Here is a 25,802-nt window from a genome sequence, read left to right as displayed (position 1 = left end):
ATTCCCATTATCTGTTCATTAATAATCAGCAATACGGGGCCTCCCCTTCCTTCCTCCAAAAGAAGGCTTTTCTTCCGATCTTAACCGTTTTAATCCAATTGAATGAACAGTTTTTCTTTCTGGCGGCGCACCTTTTTAACCTTAGCCAGAAAATCGTTGGCTTCGTCGCGGTAACCTAAAGGCATGGCCACTACGGTGCGCAGGTTCATTTCCGCCAGCCCTAAAACGGCATCCACATCGGCAGGGTTAAAGCCTTCCATGGGCGTGGCATCTACTGCTTCGGCGGCGGCGGCAACCAAACCGGTACCTAGGGCAATGTAAGCCTGCCGCGCAGCCCAGTTAAAGTTTGCTTCGTCGGACCGGCTTTTTACCAGGTTCACAATATTGCTTTTAAAATCCACCAACGTTTCCGGGTTTACGCCGCGTTCTTCGGCCACGTGGTTGATGTATTCCGAGATCTGCGCTTCCGAAATTTTAGCCCAGGCCGCAAAGATCACCACGTGCGACGCTTCTTTTATCTGCGGTTGTTTGATGGCTTTCTCAAACAATTCCTGCTTCAGGTTATCGTTGCTGATTACCAGGATAGTATAGGGCTGCAGGCCCATAGAAGAAGCCGATAAGCGCATGGCTTCCAGAATAGTATCTATTTTTTCCGGTGGCACTTTGGCACCCGTCATTCGTTTGCAGGCGTAGCGCCAGTTCAGGCTTTCTATTACATTCATTTCGTGAGTGTTTGTTTTTAAAAGTGTTTTTTTTCGAAGCAAAATTACCTATATTTGGTATACATTAGTAACCACTATACCAAAGTATACCGGTTACCTTCAGGAAACCACCGCCATGAAAGACCACAAAAGCGACCTTTGCATCAACCATATTCTGCCCATCCGCGACGCACTCGACCTGATCAGCGGCAAGTGGAAAATTCCCATCATCAGCGCCTTATGTATCCATAAACGTAGATTTAAAGAATTGCATCGTGATGTGCCGGGAATTACGGCCAAAATGCTTTCGAAAGAACTCAAAGACCTGGAAGTGAACGGCTTGGTAAAGCGTACCGTCTATGACACTACGCCGGTAAGCGTGGAATATGCCGTTACCGAATACGGCCTCAGCCTGAACCCGGTAATTTACGCGCTCCGCGACTGGGGCCTGAAACACCGCGAACGCATGCTGCACCCCGAAGAAAAACCCGTGGTAGCCTAAAAAGAGCCGGTCAGTTTCAGGAAAATAATCAGCCAAACGCTATGCAAATTCCCGCCAAAAGAGTGGATAATTTGGTAATGCGGCCGGTTTTTTATTTCTTACTTCTGCATAAATAATGACCCGCTCCAGAACCCATGAAATACACGAACGAAATTATTATAAACCTGCCGCGCCCGCGCGTAATAGCGTTGTTTGAAGACCCAGCCAATATGAAACACTGGCAGCCCGGTTTTCAGAGCATGGAGCATATCAGCGGCACCCCCGGTCAGGAAGGTGCCAAATCGCGGTTGAAGTATAAAATGGGCAGTCGGGAAATTGAAATGATCGAAACGATCACCAGAAACAACCTGCCCGATTCCTTTGATGGCATTTACGAAGCCAAAGGAGTTCATAACCTGATGTTCAACCGGTTCATTCCCCTTTCCGAAAATCAAACCAAATGGATCTCCGATACCGAATTCGAGTTCAGTGGTTTCATGAAACTGATGGGTTGGCTTATGCCAGGCGTTTTTAAAAAGCAAAGCCAGCAATACCTCGATAAATTCAAGGCCTTTGCTGAAAGCCAAAAGTAAAAACCTGCGTATGCAAGCCTGAAACCCAAACTACCTGAATCCATGAATGCTTCCGCGCCGGAAAACAACGATCTGTTTAAAACGCTTACCATTACGGCCATAAAAACCGAAGCGCCGGATGTGAAAACGTTTTACTTCGAAGGTCCGGATGCCAGTTCTATTGCATACCAGGCGGGTCAGTACCTAACTTTTCTTTTACCGCATCACCAGCCGGAAGTCCGGCGATCGTATTCCATTATTTCGGCTTCTGTTTTAAACGAACCGCTGGCTATTGGCGTGAAGCGGATGGAAAACGGCATATTTTCGCGCTATTTAATAGATCAAGTCCGGGTTGGCGACCAATTAATAACCACCGGCGCGGCCGGTTTTTTTACCCTTCCCGAAAACCTGGACCAATACAAACAATTATTTTTCCTGGCGGCCGGCAGCGGCATCACGCCCATTTTTTCGCTTATAAAAACGGTATTGTTTGCGTACCCAAAACTGCCGGTGGTGTTAATTTACAGCAACAAAACCCACGATCACGCCATTTTCCGGGAAGAACTGGTTCAGCTGGCCGATCAGTTCCCGCAACGGTTTAAAGTAGAATTCCTGTTCAGCAATGCCGCCGATCTGGCTAAAGCCAGGCTTTATAAAGGGCTGTTGCAAACGTTTGTAAAAGTGTTGGCCGTGGCGCCGCCCGCAGAAATTTTAGCTTACGTTTGCGGACCCGAAAATTACATGCGCATGTGCACGTACGGCTTGCACGTGGCCGGCGTACGCCTCGAAAATATCCGGAAAGAGAATTTCAGCACCCGGAAAGTACCTATGAAAGTAGAGCCGCCTGATACCGATCCGCACCTGGTAACGCTGAAATTCAAAAACCAGGAATTCAGGTTCGAAAGCCGCTTTCCGGACACCATTTTACAGGCAGCAAAAAAAGCCGGCCTCAGTCTTCCTTATAGTTGCGAAGCCGGAAAATGCGGGAATTGTGCTGCGCGCTGCACCGCCGGCCAAACCTGGATGAGCTACAACGAAGTACTAACCGAAAAAGAAACTGCCGCCGGACTAACCCTAACCTGCACGGCATACCCTGTGGGCGGCAATGTAACTTTGGAAATATAATAGCTTGTAGCTTTTTTCTGAAAACGGTATCGTTTTCGGCCTTAAAAGTCATTAACAGGCTTTACTTCCCGCCTTTTTCATAAAGCTTCAAATACAGTGCAATTAAAAATCTTCCTCCTGAAAATTTAAAGGCCGGCTTTTTTTGAACTTTCGCCAGAATAACGGCACCCTTCCCTCTCAAAGCACAGCAGCTTACGTAGAATTCCGGGCTGTTCACAACTGAGGCTCAATTGGTTTGTTAAAGTTTGGTTAAATTAGAATACTAACTGAAACTCAGGAGCCCCTGCTTCCCGTAAACCCTAAAAAAAACGTTATGCTAAACGCTTCTAAACCCCAGCTGATTCTTCCAATACCTCCGGCCTCCCATTTGTTAATGTTTGTGGTGGCGCTTTGCCTGGCCGCTGTAGTAGCCTTCGTGCAACACCAGCAAATAACCAAACCCAAAGCCAGAAATTCCTTTTCTACCGAACAACCGGTAGCCAAGACCCTTACAGTATCGAAAGGATACGCTCAGGTGGCCGTCCGATAACTGCTTTGTCGCCGTTTATCACAATGGGGCGTTCAATGAGCACCGGATTTTGGGCCATAATCTTGATCCATTCTTCGTCGGAATAAGTTTGGCCGGCAAATTTTTCTTTGAATAACTTCTCTCCTTTGCGCAGTAATTGTTCCGGTTTCAGGTGCAGTTTCTGCAGAATTTCTTTCAGTTCCGTTTCCGAAGGCGCATTTTTCAGGTATTCTACCAGTTCGTAAGGCTGGCCGCTTTCTTTTAAAAGATCGAGCGTGCAACGGCTTTTGCTGCACATGGTATTATGGTAGATCTTGAGCATATTTTTAATTCTCTACGAGTTAAATTAAGATTTCAGGAACGCTTTACTGAATTGTTTGGCCAACACTGAAATGGCGTATTCCTGATCGGCTTTGCTGGTATTGGCCGGCGGGCCCTGCGGCGTATTGTTTACGTCTACAATGTAAATTTTACCGTCGTCTTTGTTTCTTAAAACGTCCAGCTCGCCAAATTCCAGGTTCACTTTCTGGCAAAACGCATTGATCTTGGCAATTTCCTCGGGGTTGAATACTTTCTCGGTCGGAACCACCAGCGTTTTCACGGTCGTATTCTTAAAGCGTTCGTTAATATCGCGGTATTTCAGGTAAACGAACGGTACCACTTCCTTTACAATGGGCACCCGGATATCTTCTACCTGCGTGTCGTTGTGTTGGTTATTGATCAGGATCTGGTAAATAAATCCGGGTTCGGCCTGTTTCAGCGGCTGCGTTAAAACCTTTCCGTCGTGCAGCGCATTGGTATCGTTTTTCTGCACATATTTACCCTGGAACGTTGTGGGATCGATGCGCGTGCCGTAACCGAAAACGCTGGTAAACGCCTCGTCTACGTACAACTTGCTGATGTCGCGACTGTTCAGGTTAATCACTTTCAATCCCTGAGCGGCCTTTTCATCCAAAGGCCCGAATTCCTGCCGGAACGTTAAATATTCCCAGAAAACCGTAGCCTCCGCATTTGCATCGAGCCGGTTGGTGAGGTTGTAGTTCAGATGTTTGGCAATTTTATAAAGCGTAGCGCCCCGGCTCGGGTAATGCGGAAACGCAACGATGGTTTTTTCCTTAAAGCCGTTTTTCAGAAAATTCAGCGATCCGGTAAAAACATAGCCGAGGTCTTTGGTGATCATTTCGAAAACCGGCATGCCTTTGCGGTATTTATTCTTGATTCCCCGGCGGTATTTTGGCAGAAAGTACATAGCGTTTCAGGTAAAAAGCGCAAACCAAAAACCGCTTACGCCAAAGCAAAGATAAGTTTAATTTCGAAATGCGGTTTTCAGTCTAAACCTAACAAACTTAGGAAAGCCAAACGCTATGGTTTGCGGCCGAAAAAGTACCAAGCCGTTCCACGCCGGTTACTTTAATAGCCTGGATCATGCAATCCGTCAGCTAAAGCGGACAGCGATGAAATCTGAACACGATTTTCAGGATTTTAGGGATTAGCAGGATTTTCCTCTTTAATTATTCTGCTTCAGATTTAGAAATCACCGGAGCAGGTCAATCCTTCAACCCCTCCTTGCTCGTTTAGTATCTGTCAGCTGAGGTAGACGGCTATGAAATTTGTCTGAATTGGGATTTGTCGGATTCAGGAATTGATCAGATTATTGTCGGAATCAGAATTTTCAGAAATGAAGTTCGGCGTAGCCAATTAAAGAATTTCAGAATTGAATATTTAAGAGATTTCACTCAAACGCGATAGCGGAGTACGATCAAGGAAGAGCGAAGAAATACCGGCATAATTTGGCTTACGGTAGCAAATTATGCCGCCTGCCAGAGCAGAGACGTTTACTATCCAGGCACTGGTCAATTCTCTACAGGGTAGCAAATGTATCACAATGGCCAATGTCAAAGCGTTGTTTGAGCGGTCAGCGCCTGTCCCGCAGGCTTGCGGGAAGTTTGCGCTTGCTTCCGAAATGATTCTGGACGTGCCGCTTGACTTCCGTTGTTTTTTTTTTGTATCAAACGGCACGTCCTGAACCCTTTCGGGGACAAAAAGAACACAGAAGTAAGCTATAAAACAGCTTTAGCCTTTAATAAAAGGAGCAAAGCCAGCTATGAAAAACGGTATCGTTTCAGGCATAAAAACTCGGGAACGCAGCCTTATAAGTTCCGTCTACTTCGCTCGGGATAATTGCAAAAACGGTAGGTTTCCAAACAATAAAACTGCTTATAAATTCTTTTCAGCAATTTCTGTCACTTATTTCCCCCGGAACTTCTATAAATCTATCAACCTGCTTACCTTTAACCTGAAATTGAATAACCATACTTCCAGCAGTAAAAACGCTAGCATTTTAAGCATAAAAACAATGAGTACAGAAGTTAGAAACCTGGAGCCGCAGGAAATGTGGCGTAATTTTGCCGACCTGAACGCCGTGCCGCGCCCTTCTAAAAAAGAAGAACGCGTGATCCAGTTCATCCTCGATTTCGGAAAGAAACTTGGCCTGGAAACGATCAAAGATGAGATCGGCAACGTGATCATTAAAAAGCCGGCCACGCCGGGCATGGAAAACCGCAAAACCGTGCTGCTGCAAAGCCACCTCGATATGGTGCACCAGAAAAACGCCGATACCGATTTCGATTTCAACACCCAGGGCATCGATATGTTCGTGGAAGGCGATTTCGTGAAGGCCAAAGGCACCACGCTGGGTGCCGATAACGGCATTGGTGTTGCCAGTATCATGGCCATTCTGGAATCGAAAGAAATTGAGCATCCGGCCATCGAAGCGCTTTTCACCATCGACGAAGAAACCGGCATGACCGGCGCGCTGGGTTTGAAAGGCGGTTTGCTGAAAGCCGATATCATGCTGAACCTTGATACCGAAGACGACCGTGAACTGACCATTGGTTGCGCCGGCGGCGTGGATATTACCGCTATTGGTTCTTACCAAACGGAAGCCGTTTCCGGTAAGGCCAAAGGCTACAAGATCAGCGTGAAAGGCCTGACCGGCGGACACTCCGGCATGGATATTCACCTGGGCCGCGGCAACGCCAACAAGATTATGAACCGCGTTTTATTCTTGGCAACTTCGCAGTTTGGTTTGCAGATCGGCTCTATTGACGGCGGTAGTTTGCGCAACGCCATTCCGCGCGAATCTTTTGCTATGGTTGCCGTTCCGGAAGATCAGGAAGCTGCTTTCAAAACCTTCATCGAAGCGCAACGCGAAATCCTGAAAAGCGAACACGCCACTACCGATCCAAAATTCGAACTGGTTCTGGAATACACTGAAACTCCGGCGCAGGTTTTAAGCAAAGAACTGCAGCAAAAACTGGTACGCGCCATTTATGCCTGCCCGAACGGGATTTACCGCATGAGCCCGGATATTGCCGGTCTGGTGCAAACTTCCAACAACCTGGCGCGCGTGCTGGTGAAAGACGGCACGTATTCCCTGCAATGCCTCACCCGCAGCTCCGTAGATTCCGAAAAAATGGACCTGGCCCAGGCCATTCAAAGTACTTTCGAACTGGCCGGCGCGAAGGTAGATTTCAAAGGCGCTTACCCCGGCTGGACGCCGCGCCCGGGTTCTTCCATTGTAAAACTGATGGCTGACCTGTACCGCGAAATGTATAAAGAAGAGCCGCACGTAAACGCTTGCCACGCTGGTCTGGAATGTGGCATTGTGGGCGGCAATTACCCGGAAATGGAAATGATCTCCTTCGGCCCCAACATTACGGGCGCACACTCACCCGACGAAAAAGTGCAGATCAGCTCGGTACAGAAATACTGGAACTTCCTGCTGGAAACCCTCAAACGCATTCCGGCTTAAGACTTTTTAAGCCGGAAACGATACCGTTTTTCAAAAGCCGCAGCCTGTTGGTTGTGGCTTTTTTTTATTTTGGAAACGGGCTTGGTGTTTCTGGTAACCGATAGCATGGCAAGTAGAGATTACTTTCCTGAAGTCAACCACCCTCCGCCACTTCTTGTTAAGGAAGGAGCTTTTTTTACTGCTTCTTTGAATTCTTGATGCTTTTCTATTGCGTTTATCAATTGGTGAATTATGAGAAAACAGCTCATAGAGTTTCTATTAAACTATAATCTGGCTAGGAATCTGCTCCCCGCCTGGACAGGAGGGGGTGGGGGTGGTTGACGTTTCAGCAATGTAATTCAATAGTCTTCTGAAGCATAAAAAGCCGCTCGTAGCGAAGCAAGTCCATAATTTCTTCTCAAAAACGCTATGCTTTTCCCCCTAAAAACTCAAATCCCCAATCCCACCTGCTTATCTTTGCCTCATGATTCTCGACAAGTTGCCTGATCTGCCGGTAAAAACGGTATTGCCTGAACTACTCAAAAGCCTGGAAAACAATCCGCGCCTGGTTCTGGAAGCGCCGCCCGGCGCCGGTAAAACCACGCTTGTGCCACTGGCGCTGCTGCAAAGTAACTGGCTGGGCAAGGGCAAGATCATCATGCTCGAACCGCGAAGATTAGCCGCCAAAGCCGCCGCCCAACGCATGGCCGACCTGCTTTCTGAAAAACCCGGCCAAACCGTGGGTTACCGCGTGCGCATGGAAAAAGCCGTATCGGCGGAAACGAAGATCGAAGTGGTTACCGAGGGCATTTTAACGCGCATGTTGCAGGATGACCCAACGCTGGAAAACGTTTCGGCTATCCTTTTCGATGAATTTCACGAACGTAGTTTGCAGGCCGATCTGAGTTTGGCTCTGGCCCTTGATGCGCAAAATGTGCTGCGCCCGGATCTCCGGTTAGTTTTAATGAGTGCCACTTTGGATGCCGCTTTCATCGGCGATTGGCTCGAAGCGCCGGTAATTACCAGCGCAGGCCGGCAATTCCCCATCGAAACGCATTATCTGCTTCCTGCCGAAGTGGCTGCCGCCGGAAATCAGCCTGCCAAACGCTTAACCGAGCTGGTGCCTAAAGCCATCCGCAAAGCTTTAAAAGAACATCCGGAAGGCGATATCCTGGTTTTCCTGCCGGGCCTGGGCGAAATGCGGCGCGTTTCCGAAATGCTGCAAAACAGCCTGCCGGAAAACACCGATTTGCATTTACTCCATGGCGAACTGACTTTGCAACAGCAACAAGCCGCTATTAAACCCGCGCCCGCCGGCAGAAGAAAAGTAGTACTGGCCACCAGCATTGCTGAAACCAGTTTGACTTTAGAGGGCGTGCGCATGGTTATAGACGGTGGTTTCGCCCGCGTTCCGAAATTCATGCCCCGCACCGGTCTTACCACGCTCGTAACGGTGCCGGTTTCGCAAGCCGCCGCCGATCAGCGAAGAGGACGCGCCGGTCGTTTAGGACCCGGAATTTGTTACCGCTTGTGGTCCGCCGCCGATCAGTTACAATTACCAACCCAGCTTTCGCCAGAAATTTGTGAAGCTGATCTGAGTAATGTGGCTTTAGAACTGGCAGTTTGGGGCGTAAAAAACATCATGGACCTGAAATGGCTCGACGTGCCCCCCGCTGCCGCCCTGGCTCAGGCCCGCGACCTGCTATTCCGCCTCGAGGCAATTTCAGAAAACAACCAGCCAACTGCACACGGACGCGCGCTGGCCAGGTTAGGACTGAATCCGCGGCTGGGGCATTTGGTGATGCGCGGGCACGAACAAAACCTGGGAGCTACCGCCTGCGCTTTGGCTTCGCTGCTGGCCGAACGCGACATCCTGAAATCTGTTTCCGCGGAGCGTTCCGAACCAAACCCGGACCTGCATCTGCGTCTGGAAATTCTATCCGGTAAAAGGCCCCACACGCCTGGTTTTCAAACGGATGAAAACGCCCTACGGAGAATTAAAGATCAGGCCGGCCAGCTAAAACAGCGCCTCGGTGAAAAACAAAACACCCTAGATCCCGATGCCGCCGGGTTGCTCACGGCCCTGGCTTATCCGGAGCGCATAGCCCAGCGCGAACATTCGGGCCTGGTGCGGTTGGCTACCGGCCAGAAAGCGCGCCTGGCCACCGAACTTTTTTCCGAAGCTGAATTTTACGGAATCGCGCACCTGGAGACCGGTCAACAACCCCGCGTTTTGCTGGCGGCGCCTTTAAGCAAAACCGAATTGCTGCAGCATTTTGCTGCCCAGACCGAAAAGATCCAGGAAATAAAGTGGGAAGCAAATGCGGAACGGATCGTAGCCCGGCAAATTACCAGGCTCGGTGCCCTGATTCTGGAAGAAAATACTTTATCAAAGCCCGATCCCGATAAAATGGCGGAAGTGTTGCTGGGAGTAATCCGGGAAAAAGGCCTTGCGCGCTTACCCTGGAGCGAAAAAGCAATTAAAACCCGCCAGCGTTTAGCCTTCCTGCACCACCTCGATCCGGAAAACTGGCCCGATCTTTCAGAGGCATTTTTAACTTCCGAACTGGAAAACTGGCTATTACCGCATTTAACCGGCTTGCGCAGCTGGAACGATGTTTCCCGGCTTGATTTTAATGAATTGTTACTAACTGAGCTTAGCTGGGAAAGACGAACCGAAATGGATCGCCTTGCGCCTACGCACCTGGAAGTCCCGACCGGTTCCAACATCCCGCTGGATTACACCAAACCAGAGGCACCGGTTTTAGCCGTAAGGTTACAGGAAGTTTTCGGGATGCTGGAAACCCCGAAAATTGGCGGCGGCAAAGTGCCTTTGCTCATGCATCTGCTTTCGCCGGCGCACCGGCCCGTGCAGGTTACCAAAGATCTGCGCAGCTTCTGGAACAGCGGCTATTTTGAAGTGCGCAAAGACCTGCGCGGCCGCTACCCCAAACACCACTGGCCCGAAGATCCGCTGAAAGCCGACCCGGTACGGGGCGTAAAACGAAAACCCAAATAACGGCATCATACTTTTTAAGGGTTAAAACATAGCGTTTTATGAATTTTAAAAAAGCAAAAACGGCATAGTTTATGCGAGTAGAGAAGGCTTTTACAGCGCAATGAAATTCTTCCTGCTTTTTATACTTTCCTTTTTTCTTTTCACCGCCCACGCTCAAAAACGCACGTATTTCGATAAAAAGCTTAATCCCACGGCAGATTCTGTAAGCGCCCGGTATTATCTGGTAACCAAACCTATAAATCAAAACCAGGTACTTAAACAAATATTTCTGCAAAACGGCCGCCTTGTTTCAGAAGAATCTGTAACCCCTGAAAACCACACCCGCAACGGCCCCTGGAAAGAATGGTATGAAGCTACCGGTAAGCGCCGGCTGGAAGCTAATTATAAAGCCGGTAAATTGAACGGCGCTTTCAGAACGTATTTCTCGAACGGCCGGCTTCGCAGAGAGGAACTGTATAAAAAAGGAAAACTGGTCGATGGCAAATGCTACACCAGAACCGGGAAAGACACCGCTTTTTATGCTTTCGAAACCCCACCCGTTTTTCCGGGCGGAAACCGGGAGTTTTACAGCTACCTGAAAACCAACTTAAAAAAACTGGCAAAAAAGGATGCGCTGTTAATGAAACGTACTTATGGCCGCACGATCATCACTTTTGCCGTAGAAAAAGATGGCACCGTTACTAATGCTAAAATTGCCAAAAGCGTTAACAAGAAACTTGAAAAGGAAATGCTGAAAATGATCTATAAAATGCCCCGCTGGCAACCCGGCAAACAGGAAGGCATTCCGGTTAAAGTATTATTCACTTTGCCTATTCGTTTCAATTAAGCAGTTTTATTATCGGGCCCAATTACAATGGCATCATAAAAAAGCCCGGTTTGCTGAGCCGGGCTTTGATCTGTAAAAATGGTAGGGTTTCAGGCTTAAAAAGTCTGGTTTAGAATTCGTTATTCTCAAGAGCTGCTTTAAAGGATCGTTTCCGTAAATGCTCCGGCACCAATTTAGAATCGCTTTCCAGGCCGGTTTTTTCGGATTTATTATCGGAAGGATCGGGTAAAATATATTGGCTGGAAAGACTTAGAATATCGGAAGTTAGCTCCGGGAAAAGGTCGTTAGCCAGGATCAGCAAACGGGCCGGTAAATTGGTTACTATTTCGGCTTCGCCGTAGCGGCAGGCTTCCACGATCTGGCGGGCAGTATTTTCTACACTGGAAGAAGTAAGTAAACTGCTGCCCATGGTCGTGAACCAGGCATATTCCTTTTCGGCCTGCCCTTTCACCAGAATATTTACGTTGCTTCCCGAACGGGTTAAACCGGGATTGATAGTGGTAACTTTTATGCCATCTTTCTTTAATTCGTGCCGGAAACCGCGGGATAAACCTACCAACGCAAATTTACTGGCGCTGTAAGGCACAATATGGGGCACACTCACTTTCCCCCCCACCGAAGCAATATTCACGATCCGGCCGGTACCCCGGGCTTTCATTTCCGGAATTACGCTGAGCATGGTATATAAAGGCGCCCAGAAATGGGTGCTCATGGCGTTCTCAAAATCTGGCAATGCCATGGCTTCCAAAGGTCCGGCCTGGATAATACCGGCATTGTTTATGAGTACATCTACCTGGCCGTAATGCGTTTTAACCCGCTGTATAAAGGCTTCGGCTTGCTTTCTGTCCGTCAGATCGCAGGGAACAGCCAGTACTTCGGCGCCCAGGTCGGTTAATGCTTCGCTGGCGGTTTTAAGCTGATGGGCAGTACGGGCACAAATGGCCAGCCGGGCACCTTCTTCGGCTAAGATCCGGGCTATGGCTAATCCAATACCGCGCGAACCGCCGGTAATAATCACTACTTTGCCCTGAAAGGAATAAGCATTTATTTTTTTGGTTACAGCCCGAAGCGCCAATAAAGCGCCGGCACCGGCACCCAGCCAGAAGAGAGAACGGTATTGCTTGTTCATAGAAGTTAAGCTTAAAGTCCGCAGCATTACGGAATACCCTTTACGAAAACCGCCTCCTTCAGGATTTCAGCCGGTTCTTTATCACCAAGATTTGCTACAAAACTAAAACGCTATCGTTTTTACCCATAAAACTGTTTATTGCTGCCGTTTCGGTTTATACCGAGGTTTTTTTAAGCCATATAGAAATAAGGAAGCGGCACAGCGGAACATGAAATTAAAAGTAAACGGAAATAAAAATCAAGCTTTAGCCTTTTTGGATTAAATAGTACAAAATCTATATTAAAAATGCCCGGCATATTTCCAGCATGAGCTTTAATTTAGGATGCCTCATAAAGTTAACCTGCTTTAATGCAAGAGCAAAAACAAAATAATCATATTTTTAATCGCATTTTCAACAACTGGAGGCCATATAAGCCCGTTAAAGCTACAAAACAGAAATACTACTTAAAAAAGCATTCCTAATCAACCTTACAGCATCCTTAAAAACCGCTAATATGAAAAAATTTATTACTTCCGCCTTCTTTGCTTTTGCCGTTTTAACTGCCAGCGCTTCTAACAATATTAATGATATAAACAGCCAGGCCTCCGATATTGCCCGCCGCATGGCTAACCAGGTTGAACTGAATGAAATGGAATACATTCAGGTGAAAAAGTATACTGCCGAAAAACTTGTTCGCGTGGCTCAGATCCTGGATATGTACAGCAACGACCGCGACATGATGACCAAAAAGATCATGGAAGAAGAATCTGCTTACACCCACCGGATCCAGAATCTTTTAACCGCTAAACAATTTGAAACCTATGCCACGCTGTATAACAGCTATAAAACGAACCTGAACATTATTGCTGTTAGCGAATAAAAAAACCTTTTCTTCCCATTTAAAGCTTACAGTAGGCTTTTTCTGCGAAAAGTAATAAATAAAATTCTAGCGGCAATTCTGCAGATAAAATTTCCATAATACAATTTCAATTCCTAATATTATAAATAGTATATTTTGAATTTTTGTGTGAAATTTTTAATTTAAACGCCTGTCTTTCTTATAATAATTCCAAATAAAACTTTTTTTATTACTATTTTTCAAAATATGAAACTTCTTTTCGCGTGTGCCGTTAAGACTGACAAATGCAATTATATATCAAAATTGTTATTTTAACCTCAATCTGACCTTTACACCTTAAAACTTCCTATTATGAAAAATCTACCAATCTTCCTGGCATTTACATTTTTGTGCTCAACCGGTATCTGTTTCGCCCAGCCTGGCGGAAACCTGGATGCCCGCGTTACCACGGTAACCCGCAGCATGTCGGCCCAATTGGGTTTGAATGAAATGGATTACATCAAATTAAGAATGGTCAACTACGACCACATGGCCAAGGCTGCGGAAATTAACTCCATGTATTCCAATAATGCCACCGTGCGGGAAATGAAAATCACCGAATTGCAGGCGGATTATGAAAACCAGTTACGTTCCATCCTGAATTCCAAACAAATGGAAGCTTACGCTGCCTACAAAGAAAACAAGAGTAATTACACTGCCTTCTCGGCTGAAGCATTAAAGTAGCACTCTTCCTGCTGCCTTAGAATAAAAAAAAGCCCCGACTCCACGGGGCTTTTTTTATTGGCATTCATTTGATTTATCAATGATATCATCGTCATCTTTTACCGGATTGTCATTGCTGTATTCACTTCCTTCAGCTTCAAAACCAGGGCCAGCCGCATTTTCGCCGGCATCGGTATGATTGGTAGCGCCATAACCACTTACTTCGTTTCCGGAGATATGCAGGTTTTCGAGTTCATCTTTCTGATCGGCCCGCTGCATTTCTCCCCCCAGACCAATATTGCGTTTTGAACCCGGATGACCAATATTTCCATTGGCCTGATCGCGTTTATATTCAGTTTCAGATTTATTTCTGCGGCTTTCGTGTTCAGGATTTTTTTCCTCGTTTTTCATACGGTTTTATTTTTAAAGTAAAACTCTTTATACGCATTTGTCAGGTGCCCGTTCTTTAGCCAGGTAATGTTTCAGGCTGATTTTATCACTTGGGTTTAAACATTTCCTGCGCCAATTCAGAAACGGGCAATTGCTGAATTGCACTAAAATTATCTATGCATAGCACTCTGCCAACAACACCTTCAAAACCCGCCAAAATAGTCCTAAAAGGCCGCATTTAAAGGAACAAGACCCAAATCAAGGCGTAAAAAACAGCAATTCAAACGTTCAGATTTAACCTTTAAAAATAGCCTGCCATGAAAACAATGCTTACTTTATTACTCGGTTTTGCCCTTATTAGTGTTACTCCTCTTGCTGCCCAAGACTTGCAAAGCCAGGCTGAGAAAGAAACCCGGGAAATGGCCGGCCGGATGAATCTGAACGAAGGCGAATATCTGAAGATCAAAAAACTGAACCTGGAACGTCTGGAAAAAATTGCTGCTTTGGCTCAACTTCGGGAACAAGATAACCGCTACCTCGATCTACGGCTCGATCAGATAGAAGAGCAGTATGCGGCCAGCATCTTCAACACCCTGAATACCAAACAATACAGTGCTTTCGTAGAATACCGTAAAGAACAACCTTATACGTATGCCGGACTGACTATGAAAAATAATACGGTAGCCCAAACGAAAGAGTAAACCTTCCTTTATATATATATATTTTACCTGAAACGCCCTGAAGTTCTGAAAAGCTTCCGGGCGTTTTTATTTTTTGCTCAAGCCGGCCCGAAAATAAATTTCTGCTATCTTCACCAGCGTAGCTTCTACCAAACCATGCACATTTTAATTATCGGCAACGGCATTGCCGGCGTTACGGCAGCGCTTACCATCCGCAAACTTTCCGGGTACCAGGTTACGATCGTTTCCGGCGAAAATGCGCATTTTTATGCCCGCACCGCCCTGATGTATTTATACCTGGGACAAATGCGTTACGCAGATATTAAACCTTACGAAGACTGGTTCTGGGCCGAAAATAACATTGCTTTAAAACACGACTGGGTAAACGCTATCGATTTTAAACGGAAAACTGCCATGCTGGCTTCCGGCGAAAAAATAAGCTACGATAAAGTATTGCTCGCTACCGGTTCCCAAACTAATTTCCGGAACTGGCCGGGGCAAAATTTAAAAGGCGTGCACGGTTTTTACCATCTGCAGGACCTTCAAAACATTGAAACCGCTACTGAAAACTGCAGCGCGGCCGTACTTGTAGGCGGCGGATTGATTGGCATAGAACTGGCCGAAATGCTGCACGCACGCGGCATAAAAGTTACGATGCTGGTTCGGGATGCGCATTACTGGGGCCGGAATTTACCGCCGGAAGAAGCCAGACTGATTGAAAAACGCGCTGCTAAAAACGGTATCGAAATCAGGCTGAAAACCACTTTAAAAGAACTGGAAAGCGACGAAAACGGAAACGTTTGCGCGGCCATCACAGATAAAAATGAACGCATACCCTGCACCTTTACCGGCATTGCCACCGGCGTAATCCCGAATACGGAACTGGCCAAAACCTGCAGTATCAAAACCAACCAGGGCATTTTGGTAAACGAATACCTGGAAACCAGCCAGCCGGATGTGTATGCCGCCGGCGATTGCACCGAACTTGCTTTTAAGGGTGGCATAGTAGAGCAGCTTTGGTACACCGGCCGGATGCAGGGTGAAATTGCCGCGCATAATATCTGCGGCCGGAAAATTCCTTACGAACGCGGTATTCCCTTTAATTCGGCTAAATTCTTCGATCTGGAATTGCAGACCTACGGCCGTGTTGTTCCGGACCCGGCAAAAAACGAAACCAGCTTTTTCTGGCAAAACCCGGAGGGCACCGCCAGTTTAAGAGTGAATTACGTAAACGATAAAGCCAGAAGCATTACCGGACTGGTAGCGTTGGGCATCAGGTTACGGCAGGAAGTCTGCGAAGAATGGATAAAAGAAGAACGTCCGCTGGCTTCCGGGTTATTGCATTTAAAAGAGGCGAATTTTGATCCGGAGTTTCAGCGGCGCTACGAAAACGATATCTTGCAGGCCTTTAAAACCCAGCATCCGGAAGTGGAATTGCCGGAACGAAAAAAGAAATTCCGCTGGTTTTAAAAATTGCCCTGCCGGAAAAACAACGTTATGGATCTGAGAAAAATTTACAGCCCGCGCCACATGCACACCTTCCAGGTAATTGCCGTTACCGGAATGATCATGACGGCTTTGGCCCAACTGGTTTTGGTGCTGGTGAAAAAAGAAATCCCGAATTTTGAATGGCTTTACCCTTGCTGGCTCGCGCTTTACGTTTTCGGCTTGTTCCGGAATATCTACGCCAAACCCCACGACGATCATCATCATTAAAAACGGTATGTTTTTCGAACCAAAAACCCAGGTATCCAAACCAAGCGTCAGGCCGGCGAGCTTGCTGCTTTTACTTAGTCTGGGGCTGCTTGGCATCGGAGTTTTTACTCCGGAAAGGATACCGTTTTTAAACGAAGCTGGCTTTTTCCTATTCATCAGCAGCGGTTTGTGGCTTATTTTCAAGCGTTTCAAAAAAACCAATGCCGCCAACCTGCAACACCAAACCTGGTTCAGAAACCTGGCCAGCCGGGGAATTGCAGCCTGGTTATTGGGCGTGGTACTCACCGGTTTTTACGTGGTTCTTTACTGGTTTCCCCACACGCTGGAATTTCTGATCCGGGAATTCGATGGTTTGAGCCAGTTGCTCCGAAATAAAAAAGCGGATCAGTGGTTTTTGTACGGGGCATTTTACACGCTGGCCGTGATCATCATGGGAATCCGTGCATTGCTGAAATACCGCCACAGCAAGCATCATTTACTCCGGACATCGGTTAATATTTTCTTCCAGCTGGTTTTCGCGTTTTTGCTCCCGCATATCCTGGTGTTTTTCAACCAGCCGGAATTTTATTTCTCTTATTTCTGGCCGCTTAAATTCGAATATCTTTTCCCCGATACCATTCACCACATACTGGCCCACCCCGGCGGATTACCGGTTTTCATGATTTTCTGGAGCGTTTTGCTTTCGTTTGTGGTTACGCCGGTCCTTACATATTTCTGGGGCAAACGCTGGTATTGCAGCTGGGTTTGCGGCTGCGGCGCCCTGGCCGAAACCGCCGGCGATCCGTTCCGGCATTTATCGGATAAAAGTCGAAAAGCCTGGCAACTGGAAGTGGCTATTGTGTACCCGGTTTTAGGTTTTGTAATTGTAACTACCGCGTTGCTTTGGCTGAATTCGTATTTACAAGGTGGTTTGCTGGGTTCGCTTTCCGGGGGCTTTGCGCGCAGTTATGGTTTCTTTATCGGCATTATTTTTTCGGGCGTAATTGGCGTAGGCTTCTACCCGATCTTCGGTTCGCGGGTCTGGTGTCGCTTTGGTTGCCCGATGGCCGCGTATTTAGGTTTACTCCAGAAACATTTTTCCCGCTTCCGGATCACTACCAACGGCGGCCAATGCATTTCCTGCGGCAATTGTTCCACGTATTGCGAAATGGGCATCGACGTAAAACAATATGCCCAACAGGGAAAACCCATTATCCGGGCGGCCTGCGTGGGCTGCGGTATGTGCGCCACCGTTTGCCCGCGCGGCGTCCTGAAACTCGAAAACAAAAAGCCCGAAAACCGCCACGCCCCTACCCCATTCTTCCACGCCGAGAATCTTAGAATTTTGGAATGATTGAATTAGTGAATGTTTGAATGAGAGAATGAGTGAGTTATTGGGTTATGGAATAAGTGAATGAACAACCCGAAATCTTTTGTAGCAAATTCAAACAGCCAAAAGATTTCGGAAACTACAATTGCATAAAGAACGCGACTAACGAAATTGTTTTGAGCTTTAAATTATTTAAAAATCCAGATACCAATATTCAGATACCAAAATCAAAACTACTCTCTCATTCTATTATTCAATTATTCAATCATTTCCTCATTCCTACTTCAAAAACTTCAGCAGCGCGTCGTGGAATTTATCCGGGGCTTCCAGGTGCGGAATATGACCAATGCCTTTCAATTCCACCAGGCTGCCTTTGGGAATGGCTTTGGCTACCTGCTTGCCTAATTTCGGGTACTGGCCCATCTGTTTAAGTTTTTCCGGGTCTTTTATCAGCCCTTTCCCCACAATGGTGCGGTCTTCCTGGCCAATTATAAGCAAAGTTGGTACTTTAATATCAGGAAATTCGTATGAAACGGGTTGCTGGTAGATCATCTGGAAAGTTAAAGCCGAAGCCAGGGCCACTTTCGGATAATCGGAATGCGGGATCTGGGCGGCCGGTACCCGTACCCATTCGTCGTATTCCGGTTTCCAGGCGGGGTAATAAGTATTATGATAATTGCGGATAGCGCTTTCTGAATTTTTCAGTTCATTCGCATAAACTTCCTCTACGCTCTGAAAAGGAACACCCCGGCGGTAATCTTCCAGCCCGATCGGATTTTCCAGGATCAGTTTTTCGGTGGTTTCCGGGTACATCAGCGCAAACCGGGTAGCCAGCATGCCACCCATAGAGTGCCCCACAACCACTACTTTTTTTACGCCTAAAGTATCGAGCAGCTTTTTGGTGTTTTGCGCCAGCTGGTGAAAACTGTAATGCAGATCGGCTTTGCTCGACTTTCCGAAACCGACCTGGTCGGGCACGATTACCCGGTAGCCTTTACCGGTTAAAAACTGAATGGTTTGCTTCCAGTAAGCCCCGAAAAAATTCTTGCCGTGAAGCAGCATTATTACCGGTGGCTGCAGATTATTCCCGGTTGGGGCCACATCCATATATGCCATTTTTAAAAGCTGGTTTTCTAATTGCAGCGGCATAAACTTTACCGCGAACGGATAATTATAATGGGTCAGTTCGGCATCGTAACTCGGGTTAATGTTTTGCTTGATCTGGGCACTGGTAACAAATGAAAAAAAGCTTGCGACCAGCAATAAAAGAAAAATTATACGTAGCTTCATGGTTTCAGAATTAAACGATCTACCAGCATTTACTTGGTTATTTTTCAAATAGTTGCCGGCACAGTTTCTCGGCTGATTTGGCTTCAGAATACTTTTAGGATGATTGCCCTTAAATATTACCTTACCGGACTGCTGCTTTTTACTGCCCTTGGTTTTATGACCTCAGCCTGCCAGAATACTAAAACGGAATTCAATAAAATGAATTGGCTGACCGGGCGTTGGGAAAACCAGCGTGAAGGAATAAAAACGGTAGAGATCTGGGAAAGAAAACCGGTCGATGAATTTCAGGTGCGCGGTTTTATGCTGGAAGGAACCGATACGCTCTTTGCCGAAAGCATAAAAGTGGCTTCAAAAAAAAGAAATATCTTTTACACCGTAACCATACCGGACCAGAATAACGGCAAACCGGTAGCGTTTAAACTTACCGGAAATTCAGGTAGCGAATTAATTTTTGAAAATCCGGAGCACGACTTTCCGCAGAAAATTACCTACCAAAAGGCCGGGCCAGACTCTGTGCTGGTTCAGATTGAAGGAGTTGTTAAAAACAAGGTAAAAAAAAGCGAATATTACCTGAAGAAAACCCGGAATTAGCGTTGCTGGTTTTGCAATTCATTCAGGCAGTTCAGGGCGCCGTTTACGTGTTCCAGCGGTTTCATAAGCGAATTAAAAGCATACCGAATCACGCCCTGCTGATCGATGACGTAGGTTACGCGACCGGGAATTAAGCCCAGGGTGCGCGGCACTTTATACTTTTTCCGCACCTGACCTTCGTTGTCGCTCAGCAAAATAAACGGAAGCTGGTGTTTGCTCGTAAACTCCTGATGGGAAGCCATACTATCGGAACTGATGCCCACAACTTCGGCGCCGTGCTCTTTAAAAACCTCATATTGGTCACGGAACGAACAAGCCTGCGCCGTACAACCCCTGGTTTCATCTTTCGGGTAAAAATAAAGCACAACCGCAGCCTCGCGCAATTTATCGGAAAGCTGGAACAATTCACCGGTAGTGGTCAGTAATTTAAAATCAGGGGCTTTATCTCCGGGTTGCAACATAGGTTCACAGAACTGAAAGAATACTTTATTTTCTCAAAGCTAAACTGTTCCGGGCAAATTTGGTTTACGTTCGGGTTAAAATAATAAAAAAAAATCAGCATATTTGTTTAACCCAACCGTCAGCAAATGCCCAGGATCGCCGTCATTATTCCCGCTTACAACGAAGCCAGTTCTATCGGCCCCGTACTGCGCGATATCCCCGGCGGCCTGGTTTCGGAAATAATTGTAGTAGATAATAATTCTTCCGACGATACGGCAAAAGTGGCAAAAGAAAACGGCGCTACCGTTCTATTTCAGCCGGAACGCGGTTACGGCAATGCCTGTCTGGAAGGCCTGGCTTACCTGCGAACAAAACCGGCGGAAGAAAAACCGAATATCGTGATTTTTCTGGATGGTGATTATTCCGATTATCCGGAGAAAATGCCCGAACTGCTTTACCCGATCCTGAACAACGATGCGGATCTGGTGATCGGCTCCCGGACGCTGGGCGAAGCGGAAAAAGGCTCGATGACCATTCCGCAAGTATTTGGCAACTGGCTGGCAACCAGACTCCTGAAACGCTTTTATAAGGTAAAATTCACCGATCTGGGTCCCTTCCGCGCTATTCGTTACGACAGCCTGGAGAAACTGAACATGCAGGACAAAACCTACGGCTGGACGGTAGAAATGCAATTGAAAGCTGCCAAACACAAACTCCGCTGCACCGAAGTTGCTGTTCCCTACCGCCGCCGCATTGGCAGATCTAAAATTTCGGGCACGATAAAAGGGGCAGTTTTAGCCGGATATAAAATTCTATACACGCTTTTCCGCTACCGCTGAGTTTTTGTGCCTTAAACCATAGCGTTTTCTTCCCCCAACCTGCCTTTTTCTTCCGATATTTGCTCATGGCTTTGCAAGTTTTTCTGGTGCTGTTGTTAGGGGTCTATTTTGCCTGTCTGCTGTTTATTTTCTGCTACAGCCTCATGCAACTGCACCTCACGTTCCTGTTCCGAAGATCGCTGCAGCAAGCCAGACCCGTTTATCCGGCACCTGAAACCTGGCCCGACGTAACGGTTCAGCTTCCTGTTTACAACGAACGCTATGTGGTAGCACGCCTGCTCGATGCCGTTTGCGCTTTCGATTACCCGAAGGAAAAACTCCAGATCCAGGTACTCGACGATTCTACCGACGAAACGGTAGGCATTATTGCCCAAAAAGTCGCGGCCTTTCAAAAGCTGGGAATCAATATCGTACACATTTGCCGGCCGGAAAGGACCGGTTTTAAGGCGGGCGCTTTGCAATATGGTTTGCAACAGGCTACAGGAGAATTCATCTGTATTTTCGATGCCGATTTTGTACCCGAAGCCGATTTTCTGCAGCAAACCATTCCAGCTTTTACTTCCCCTGAAATTGGCGTGGTGCAAACCCGCTGGGGCCACCTGAACGCGCAAAATTCCATGCTCACCAGACTGCAGGCTTTCGGGCTGAACGCGCATTTTACCGTAGAGCAAAGCGGCCGGAATTTTGGCAAACATTTCATCAATTTTAACGGCACGGCCGGCGTTTGGCGCAAAACCTGCATCGCATCGGCGGGCGGTTGGGAAGCTGATACGTTAACCGAAGACCTGGACCTGAGTTACCGTGCGCAGTTAAAAGGCTGGCAGTTCCGCTACCTGCAAAATGTAGTGGTGCCGGCCGAATTACCCGCTGCCATGCCCGCCCTGAAACAACAGCAATACCGCTGGACCAAAGGCGCCGCCGAAACCGCCAGAAAACACCGCAGCCTGCTCTGGAACACCAAAACCGGCCTTGAAACCAAACTGCACGCCTGGTTCCATTTGCTCAACAGCAGCGTTTACTTATGCGTTTTTCTGGCTTCCCTGATCAGCGTAGCCTTACTTTTTGCCGGCAAAACCCTACCGTTTTCCGCAGCTTTTTTCCGGGTTTCGGCCGTTTTTCTGAGCGGTTTTCTGGTGCTGGCTTTCTTTTACTGGCTGGCTTACCGCGAAACGAACAACAATGCCCGATGGTGGAATTTTCTGCCGCAGTTTTTTTTGTTTTTAACCGTTTCCATGGGCTTGGCTTTTTACAATGCCATTGCGGTTTTGGAGGGGTACCTGGGAAGGAAAACCCCGTTCATCCGCACGCCTAAATATAACCTGACAAACGAGCAAAAAAGCTGGCAAAAAACGGCGTATACTTTATCCGGAACTTCCGGTTTTACTATCGTGGAAGGAATGCTCGCGCTGCTTTTCTGGCTGGCCCTTTTCGCTGCCTTCTGGCTGCAGGATTTCCGGATGCTGTATTTTCATTTCATGCTGGCGCTGGGCTATAGCCTCGTATTTTTCTATTCCCTGAAACACAGTTTGGTTAAATGAAAATCTCCGGGCAAAAACCGCTATTCAGTTTGCTGTTGCTGGTTTCCGCGCTGGCGTATCTGGCTTTGGGCTACAGCGTTCCGCGCGAAAATTTCCTGGCATTAACGACTTTATTTGGTTTACTTTTCAGCATTTATTTTTACTTGCTGCGCAGCGAAATTTCCCTGAAAACCGGCTTAACCTTTGCCTTCGTTTTCCGGCTGCTTCTGCTGTTTTCCGTCCCCGCGCTTTCCGACGATTATTTCCGCTTTCTCTGGGATGGCCGCCTGATCTCCGCCGTTCAAAACCCGTTTCTGCACCTGCCCGATTTTTATGCCGGAAATAATTTTCAAAACATTCCGGGCCTGAACACAGCGCTTTACCAAAGCCTGAATTCGCCGCATTATTTTTCGGTTTACCCGCCGGTTTGCCAGTTCATTTTTGCCCTGCCCGCTTTCATAGATCCGGGAAATAACCTGCTCGGAATTATTCTGATGCGCGGCTTTATTTTACTAGCCGAGGCAGGTACAATCTGGCTGCTGCTAAAGCTTATAAAAACGGTAGGCCTGGAAGCCAGAAAAGTGCTTTGGTACGCACTCAATCCGCTCGTAATCATGGAGCTGACCGGCAACCTGCACTTCGAAGCGCTGATGATCTTTTTCAGTTTACTGGCTTTTTACTTTTTCCACCAGAAACGCTACCCTTTTTCAGCGGTGGCTTTAGGGTTCGCGGTTTGCTCCAAGCTTTTACCGCTCATTGTTTTACCATTTCTTTTCAAACGGCTTGGCCTTAAAAACTGGTCATTATACTGCGGAATTACCGGAATTACGTGCCTGGTTTTATTTCTCCCATTTGTAAATCCGGAGCTCATTGCTCATTTTTCCAACAGCCTGAATCTGTATTTTCAGAAGTTTGAATTTAATGCGGGTGTGTATTATGTGCTGCGCGAATTTGGCTGGTATTTTTACGGCTATAACCAGATCGCCAACCTGGGGCCGCTGCTTTCTTTTGCCACGTTCGGCACTGTTTTATACCTGGCCTTCCGCGAAAAAGAACCGGCATTTTCTAACCTCCCGAAGCTTTTTCTGCTGGCGTTAACCGTGCATTTCCTTTTGGCAACCATTGTGCACCCCTGGTACCTCACCACGCTGGTTGCGCTTTCGGTGCTGGCCAATTCGCGGTACGCTATTGTTTGGTCGGGCCTGGCCATACTCTCCTACGCAGCTTACCAAACCAATGCCCACACCGAAAACCCGTGGCTGCTGGCGCTGGAATACGGCGGTTTGTTCACGGCAATTTTGCTTGAAAAACGCTATGCTTTTGGGCTGAAAAACCCGGAACTTTCCGCACAAAAAAACCGGTAAAACGTTTAAGCTTTACCGGTTTGGTTATTTATTTCTACTTTTCTTTTTCTGCTATGGCCAGATCGTGCAGCGGCCGGATCAGGAAATCGAGCATGGGTTTTACCGTTTTCATCAGGCCCAGCAATGTATCGTAGAGTTGGTCGCTGAGCAGTAATTCATCCGGGATCTGGTAGCTGGCGTTCCAGCTTTTATGGCGCAACAAGTCAATGGCCGGGTTTTCGGCATCGTAGCCTTTGGGGTTGGTTTTCAGCTTTTCGCCCTGAATTTTACCGAATTTCTTTTTAAAATCCGGCGCTTCGATAATGTTTTTGAATTCCTCCAGGTTGTAATCAATTTCCTGGCGTACCGCTTTTAGTTCCGGTGCCGGCGGCATCCAGAGCCCGCAGGCCAGAAAAGACTGATTGTTCGGATTGATGTGCAGGTAATATCCCGGGTTAATGGTTTTCCGGCCGCCTTCGGCCATATACGCACACAGATGATCTTTGTACGGCCGCTTATCGTTGGAAAAACGTACGTCGCGGTAAATGCGGAACATGGTGTCTTTGGCCTGCTGGTCCTGCAAGGCGGGTTCAAATTGCGAAGCGCCTTCGATCAGGTGCTGCACAAACTCCAGGAAATCATCTTTGGCGGCTTCGTAACGGGCTTTATTTTCCTGAAACCAATCGCGCTGGTTGTTTTGCTGCAGGTCTTTTATAAAATCAAGCGTGGCTTGCGTCAGTCTTTTTTTCATGCTTTTGGGAGGTGCTTTTTACAGTGGTGAAACAAGTTTTGGCCCCGCTAAAGTTCTTTTATTCCGGCTTCTTTCCGGCAAAATCTGCTTTCGAAATTTTATAGCAAACTCCAGGCTCATCTCCGCATTCAGTTTCTTTCCAATACGTCATCCCGATCTTTTTCATCACCTGAACGGAAGCCGGATTTTCGTGCATGGCGCGGGCAACGATCGTTTGCAAACCAAGCTTTTCGAAACCGTATCGCAGGCAGGCTTCAGCCGCTTCCGTGGCATAACCCATTCCCCAGAACTTCTTAAAAAAGCGGTAGCCTACGTCGGTTTCCTGCGTTTCCGGCAAAAATTTCAGGCCGCACCAGCCCAGGATCTCTGCATCGGTTTTGCGCACGACCAGCCAGCGACCGTAGCCATTTTTATGGTAATCGGGATAATTTCTGATGAATATTTCAGTTGCTTCCACGCTTTCAAAAGGCGGGTCGCCGGTGTATTTTATTACCTCCGGATCCAGGTTTAAAGCATACATCGCCGGCGCATCTTCCGGCGTGATCTCGCGCAGCCAAAGCCTTTCGGTTTCTAATATCATCTTTCCCATTATTCAGCTTTTACAAACAATAGTTTCCGCAATTCGCCCAGGTCTTTTTCTTCGTCTACGTCGTTTAAAACCGGTAGCACGAAGTAACTGAAATTCTCCTTTTCCAGATCCTGCACCGTATCCTGAAAAACCGAAGCGGTACTCCAGTTCTTATGCTGAAAAACACCAGGATTTAGGCGCGAAAAACCCAGCAGGTAATAGCCGCCATCGGCCGCCGGGCCAATCACCGCGTCGTGCTTCTCCAACTGCTCAAACGCCTCGTTTATAATACCTTCCGAAAGCTCGTAACAGTCACTTCCAATGATCATTACCTGTTTGGCACCTTCCGAAAAAGCCTGCCCGAAAGCAGCTTCCATTTTCTGTCCCAAATCGCCGGGCGGTTGAAGGAATTTCTCAAAAACGGCGGTGGGCCAGGTATCATTTTCAGCAATTTTATCAGCGTAAAAAAGCATTTTTCTTACCGGCAGATTTTCGGTTATTTCCTGCGTAAACCGAAGCAATTCTTCGTATATCCGCAAGGCGTTTTCATTGCCCACAGTAGCGGCCAGCCGGGTTTTCACTTTGCCCAGTTCCGGATTCCGGATGAAAATGATGAGCGCTTGTTCTGCCTGCATATTTTAACTTTTTATGATTGAATGCCCGACTTTTTAT

At 47.3% G+C, this 25,802-nt stretch carries 27 protein-coding genes; 17 read left to right on the top strand and 10 right to left on the bottom strand.

All coding sequences use genetic code 11. From position 1 onward, the window contains the following. Positions 1-89: 89 nt before the first annotated feature. Positions 90-722, bottom strand: a complete 633-nt coding sequence (locus I5M27_RS05685; RefSeq protein WP_200505212.1) for a nitroreductase family protein — start codon at positions 720-722, stop codon at positions 90-92. Positions 723-837: 115 nt separating this feature from the next. On the opposite strand from I5M27_RS05685, the gene I5M27_RS05680 reads away from it, so the two are divergent. The 4 genes from I5M27_RS05680 (at position 838) to I5M27_RS05665 (ending at position 3,408) form a co-directional block, all read left to right on the top strand. Next, positions 838-1,203 carry a winged helix-turn-helix transcriptional regulator gene (locus tag I5M27_RS05680; protein WP_200505211.1) on the top strand — a complete coding sequence of 122 codons (366 nt, stop codon included), beginning with the start codon at positions 838-840 and terminating at the stop codon, positions 1,201-1,203. A 134-nt stretch (positions 1,204-1,337) separates the two neighbouring features. Further along, the gene (locus tag I5M27_RS05675; RefSeq protein ID WP_200505210.1) at positions 1,338-1,775 is read left to right on the top strand and encodes an SRPBCC family protein; all 438 of its coding nucleotides are present in this window, start codon (positions 1,338-1,340) and stop codon (positions 1,773-1,775) included. 42 nt (positions 1,776-1,817) lie between these two features. Further along, the gene (locus I5M27_RS05670; protein ID WP_200505209.1) at positions 1,818-2,879 is read left to right on the top strand and encodes a ferredoxin--NADP reductase; all 1,062 of its coding nucleotides are present in this window, start codon (positions 1,818-1,820) and stop codon (positions 2,877-2,879) included. A gap of 313 nt (positions 2,880-3,192) precedes the next feature. Then, positions 3,193-3,408, top strand: a complete 216-nt coding sequence (locus I5M27_RS05665; protein WP_200505208.1) for a hypothetical protein — start codon at positions 3,193-3,195, stop codon at positions 3,406-3,408. On the opposite strand, the gene arsC is transcribed toward I5M27_RS05665, so the two are convergent. Both arsC and I5M27_RS05655 read right to left on the bottom strand, forming a co-directional pair. Further along, positions 3,368-3,709, bottom strand: coding sequence for an arsenate reductase (glutaredoxin) (gene arsC / locus I5M27_RS05660; protein ID WP_200505207.1), 342 nt, complete (start codon positions 3,707-3,709; stop codon positions 3,368-3,370). The genes I5M27_RS05665 and arsC overlap by 41 nt on opposite strands. A 24-nt stretch (positions 3,710-3,733) precedes the next feature. Further along, positions 3,734-4,636 (bottom strand): hypothetical protein, encoded by a 903-nt coding sequence (locus I5M27_RS05655; protein ID WP_200505206.1) that lies wholly within the window; start codon positions 4,634-4,636, stop codon positions 3,734-3,736. 1,107 nt (positions 4,637-5,743) lie between these two features. On the opposite strand from I5M27_RS05655, the gene I5M27_RS05650 reads away from it, so the two are divergent. The 3 genes from I5M27_RS05650 (at position 5,744) to I5M27_RS05640 (ending at position 11,025) form a co-directional block, all read left to right on the top strand. After that, on the top strand, positions 5,744-7,201 hold the full coding sequence (locus I5M27_RS05650; RefSeq protein WP_200505205.1) for an aminoacyl-histidine dipeptidase: 1,458 nt from the start codon (positions 5,744-5,746) through the stop codon (positions 7,199-7,201). A 463-nt stretch (positions 7,202-7,664) separates the two neighbouring features. Next, positions 7,665-10,199, top strand: coding sequence for an ATP-dependent helicase HrpB (hrpB, locus tag I5M27_RS05645; RefSeq protein WP_200505204.1), 2,535 nt, complete (start codon positions 7,665-7,667; stop codon positions 10,197-10,199). Positions 10,200-10,299: 100 nt separating this feature from the next. Then, positions 10,300-11,025, top strand: coding sequence for an energy transducer TonB (locus I5M27_RS05640; RefSeq protein ID WP_200505203.1), 726 nt, complete (start codon positions 10,300-10,302; stop codon positions 11,023-11,025). Between the two features lie 109 nt (positions 11,026-11,134). On the opposite strand, the gene I5M27_RS05635 is transcribed toward I5M27_RS05640, so the two are convergent. Further along, entirely contained in the window at positions 11,135-12,154 is a 1,020-nt protein-coding gene (locus I5M27_RS05635; RefSeq protein WP_234462410.1) for an SDR family NAD(P)-dependent oxidoreductase, read from the bottom strand. A 494-nt stretch (positions 12,155-12,648) separates the two neighbouring features. On the opposite strand from I5M27_RS05635, the gene I5M27_RS05630 reads away from it, so the two are divergent. Together I5M27_RS05630 and I5M27_RS05625 are read left to right on the top strand one after the other, a co-directional pair. After that, positions 12,649-13,014, top strand: a complete 366-nt coding sequence (locus tag I5M27_RS05630) for a hypothetical protein (protein ID WP_200505201.1) — start codon at positions 12,649-12,651, stop codon at positions 13,012-13,014. Positions 13,015-13,344: 330 nt separating this feature from the next. After that, entirely contained in the window at positions 13,345-13,716 is a 372-nt protein-coding gene (locus tag I5M27_RS05625) for a hypothetical protein (RefSeq protein ID WP_200505200.1), read from the top strand. A 54-nt stretch (positions 13,717-13,770) separates the two neighbouring features. Here I5M27_RS05625 and I5M27_RS05620 read toward each other — a convergent pair whose 3' ends face one another. Then, the gene (locus tag I5M27_RS05620) at positions 13,771-14,106 is read right to left on the bottom strand and encodes a hypothetical protein (protein WP_200505199.1); all 336 of its coding nucleotides are present in this window, start codon (positions 14,104-14,106) and stop codon (positions 13,771-13,773) included. Positions 14,107-14,402: 296 nt separating this feature from the next. On the opposite strand from I5M27_RS05620, the gene I5M27_RS05615 reads away from it, so the two are divergent. The 4 genes from I5M27_RS05615 to I5M27_RS05600 all read left to right on the top strand — a co-directional run bounded on the left by I5M27_RS05615 (position 14,403) and on the right by I5M27_RS05600 (position 17,814). Next, positions 14,403-14,786, top strand: a complete 384-nt coding sequence (locus I5M27_RS05615) for a hypothetical protein (protein WP_200505198.1) — start codon at positions 14,403-14,405, stop codon at positions 14,784-14,786. Positions 14,787-14,921: 135 nt separating this feature from the next. Continuing rightward, positions 14,922-16,235, top strand: a complete 1,314-nt coding sequence (locus I5M27_RS05610) for an NAD(P)/FAD-dependent oxidoreductase (RefSeq protein ID WP_200505197.1) — start codon at positions 14,922-14,924, stop codon at positions 16,233-16,235. Positions 16,236-16,262: 27 nt separating this feature from the next. Then, entirely contained in the window at positions 16,263-16,481 is a 219-nt protein-coding gene (locus I5M27_RS05605; RefSeq protein ID WP_200505196.1) for a hypothetical protein, read from the top strand. A 7-nt stretch (positions 16,482-16,488) separates the two neighbouring features. Continuing rightward, entirely contained in the window at positions 16,489-17,814 is a 1,326-nt protein-coding gene (locus I5M27_RS05600; RefSeq protein WP_200505195.1) for a 4Fe-4S binding protein, read from the top strand. Positions 17,815-18,069: 255 nt separating this feature from the next. Here the strand turns inward: I5M27_RS05600 and I5M27_RS05595 are convergent, their stop codons facing one another. Continuing rightward, a complete protein-coding gene (locus I5M27_RS05595; protein ID WP_200505194.1) occupies positions 18,070-19,080 on the bottom strand; it encodes an alpha/beta fold hydrolase in 1,011 nt (336 codons plus the stop codon). A 198-nt stretch (positions 19,081-19,278) separates the two neighbouring features. On the opposite strand from I5M27_RS05595, the gene I5M27_RS05590 reads away from it, so the two are divergent. After that, entirely contained in the window at positions 19,279-19,671 is a 393-nt protein-coding gene (locus I5M27_RS05590; RefSeq protein ID WP_200505193.1) for a DUF6265 family protein, read from the top strand. Here I5M27_RS05590 and I5M27_RS05585 read toward each other — a convergent pair. Continuing rightward, the gene (locus I5M27_RS05585) at positions 19,668-20,132 is read right to left on the bottom strand and encodes a peroxiredoxin (protein ID WP_200505192.1); all 465 of its coding nucleotides are present in this window, start codon (positions 20,130-20,132) and stop codon (positions 19,668-19,670) included. The two genes, I5M27_RS05590 and I5M27_RS05585, sit on opposite strands and share 4 nt — an antisense overlap. A 126-nt stretch (positions 20,133-20,258) precedes the next feature. On the opposite strand from I5M27_RS05585, the gene I5M27_RS05580 reads away from it, so the two are divergent. From I5M27_RS05580 to I5M27_RS05570, 3 genes are all read left to right on the top strand, one after another. After that, positions 20,259-20,951: a glycosyltransferase family 2 protein gene (locus I5M27_RS05580; RefSeq protein WP_200505191.1), complete on the top strand. Its 693-nt coding sequence runs from the start codon at positions 20,259-20,261 to the stop codon at positions 20,949-20,951. A 65-nt stretch (positions 20,952-21,016) separates the two neighbouring features. Continuing rightward, positions 21,017-22,489, top strand: a complete 1,473-nt coding sequence (locus tag I5M27_RS05575) for a cellulose synthase family protein (RefSeq protein WP_200505190.1) — start codon at positions 21,017-21,019, stop codon at positions 22,487-22,489. Beyond that, on the top strand, positions 22,486-23,832 hold the full coding sequence (locus tag I5M27_RS05570; RefSeq protein ID WP_200505189.1) for a putative hexosyltransferase: 1,347 nt from the start codon (positions 22,486-22,488) through the stop codon (positions 23,830-23,832). The genes I5M27_RS05575 and I5M27_RS05570 overlap by 4 nt, the downstream gene beginning before the upstream one ends. 34 nt (positions 23,833-23,866) lie before the next feature. Here I5M27_RS05570 and I5M27_RS05565 read toward each other — a convergent pair whose 3' ends face one another. From I5M27_RS05565 to I5M27_RS05555, 3 genes are read right to left on the bottom strand one after another with little or no spacing between them, the layout of a single operon-like run. Further along, the gene (locus I5M27_RS05565) at positions 23,867-24,562 is read right to left on the bottom strand and encodes a DUF2461 domain-containing protein (protein WP_200505188.1); all 696 of its coding nucleotides are present in this window, start codon (positions 24,560-24,562) and stop codon (positions 23,867-23,869) included. A gap of 58 nt (positions 24,563-24,620) precedes the next feature. Then, entirely contained in the window at positions 24,621-25,142 is a 522-nt protein-coding gene (locus I5M27_RS05560) for a GNAT family N-acetyltransferase (protein WP_200505187.1), read from the bottom strand. Positions 25,143-25,150: 8 nt separating this feature from the next. Further along, positions 25,151-25,765 (bottom strand): TIGR04282 family arsenosugar biosynthesis glycosyltransferase, encoded by a 615-nt coding sequence (locus I5M27_RS05555; RefSeq protein ID WP_200505186.1) that lies wholly within the window; start codon positions 25,763-25,765, stop codon positions 25,151-25,153. Positions 25,766-25,802 lie beyond the last annotated feature (37 nt).

This window comes from Adhaeribacter terrigena (genome assembly GCF_016623615.1).
Classification (GTDB): Bacteria; Bacteroidota; Bacteroidia; order Cytophagales; family Hymenobacteraceae; genus Adhaeribacter_A; species Adhaeribacter_A terrigena.
This window is presented reverse-complemented; position numbering and strand designations above follow the sequence as displayed.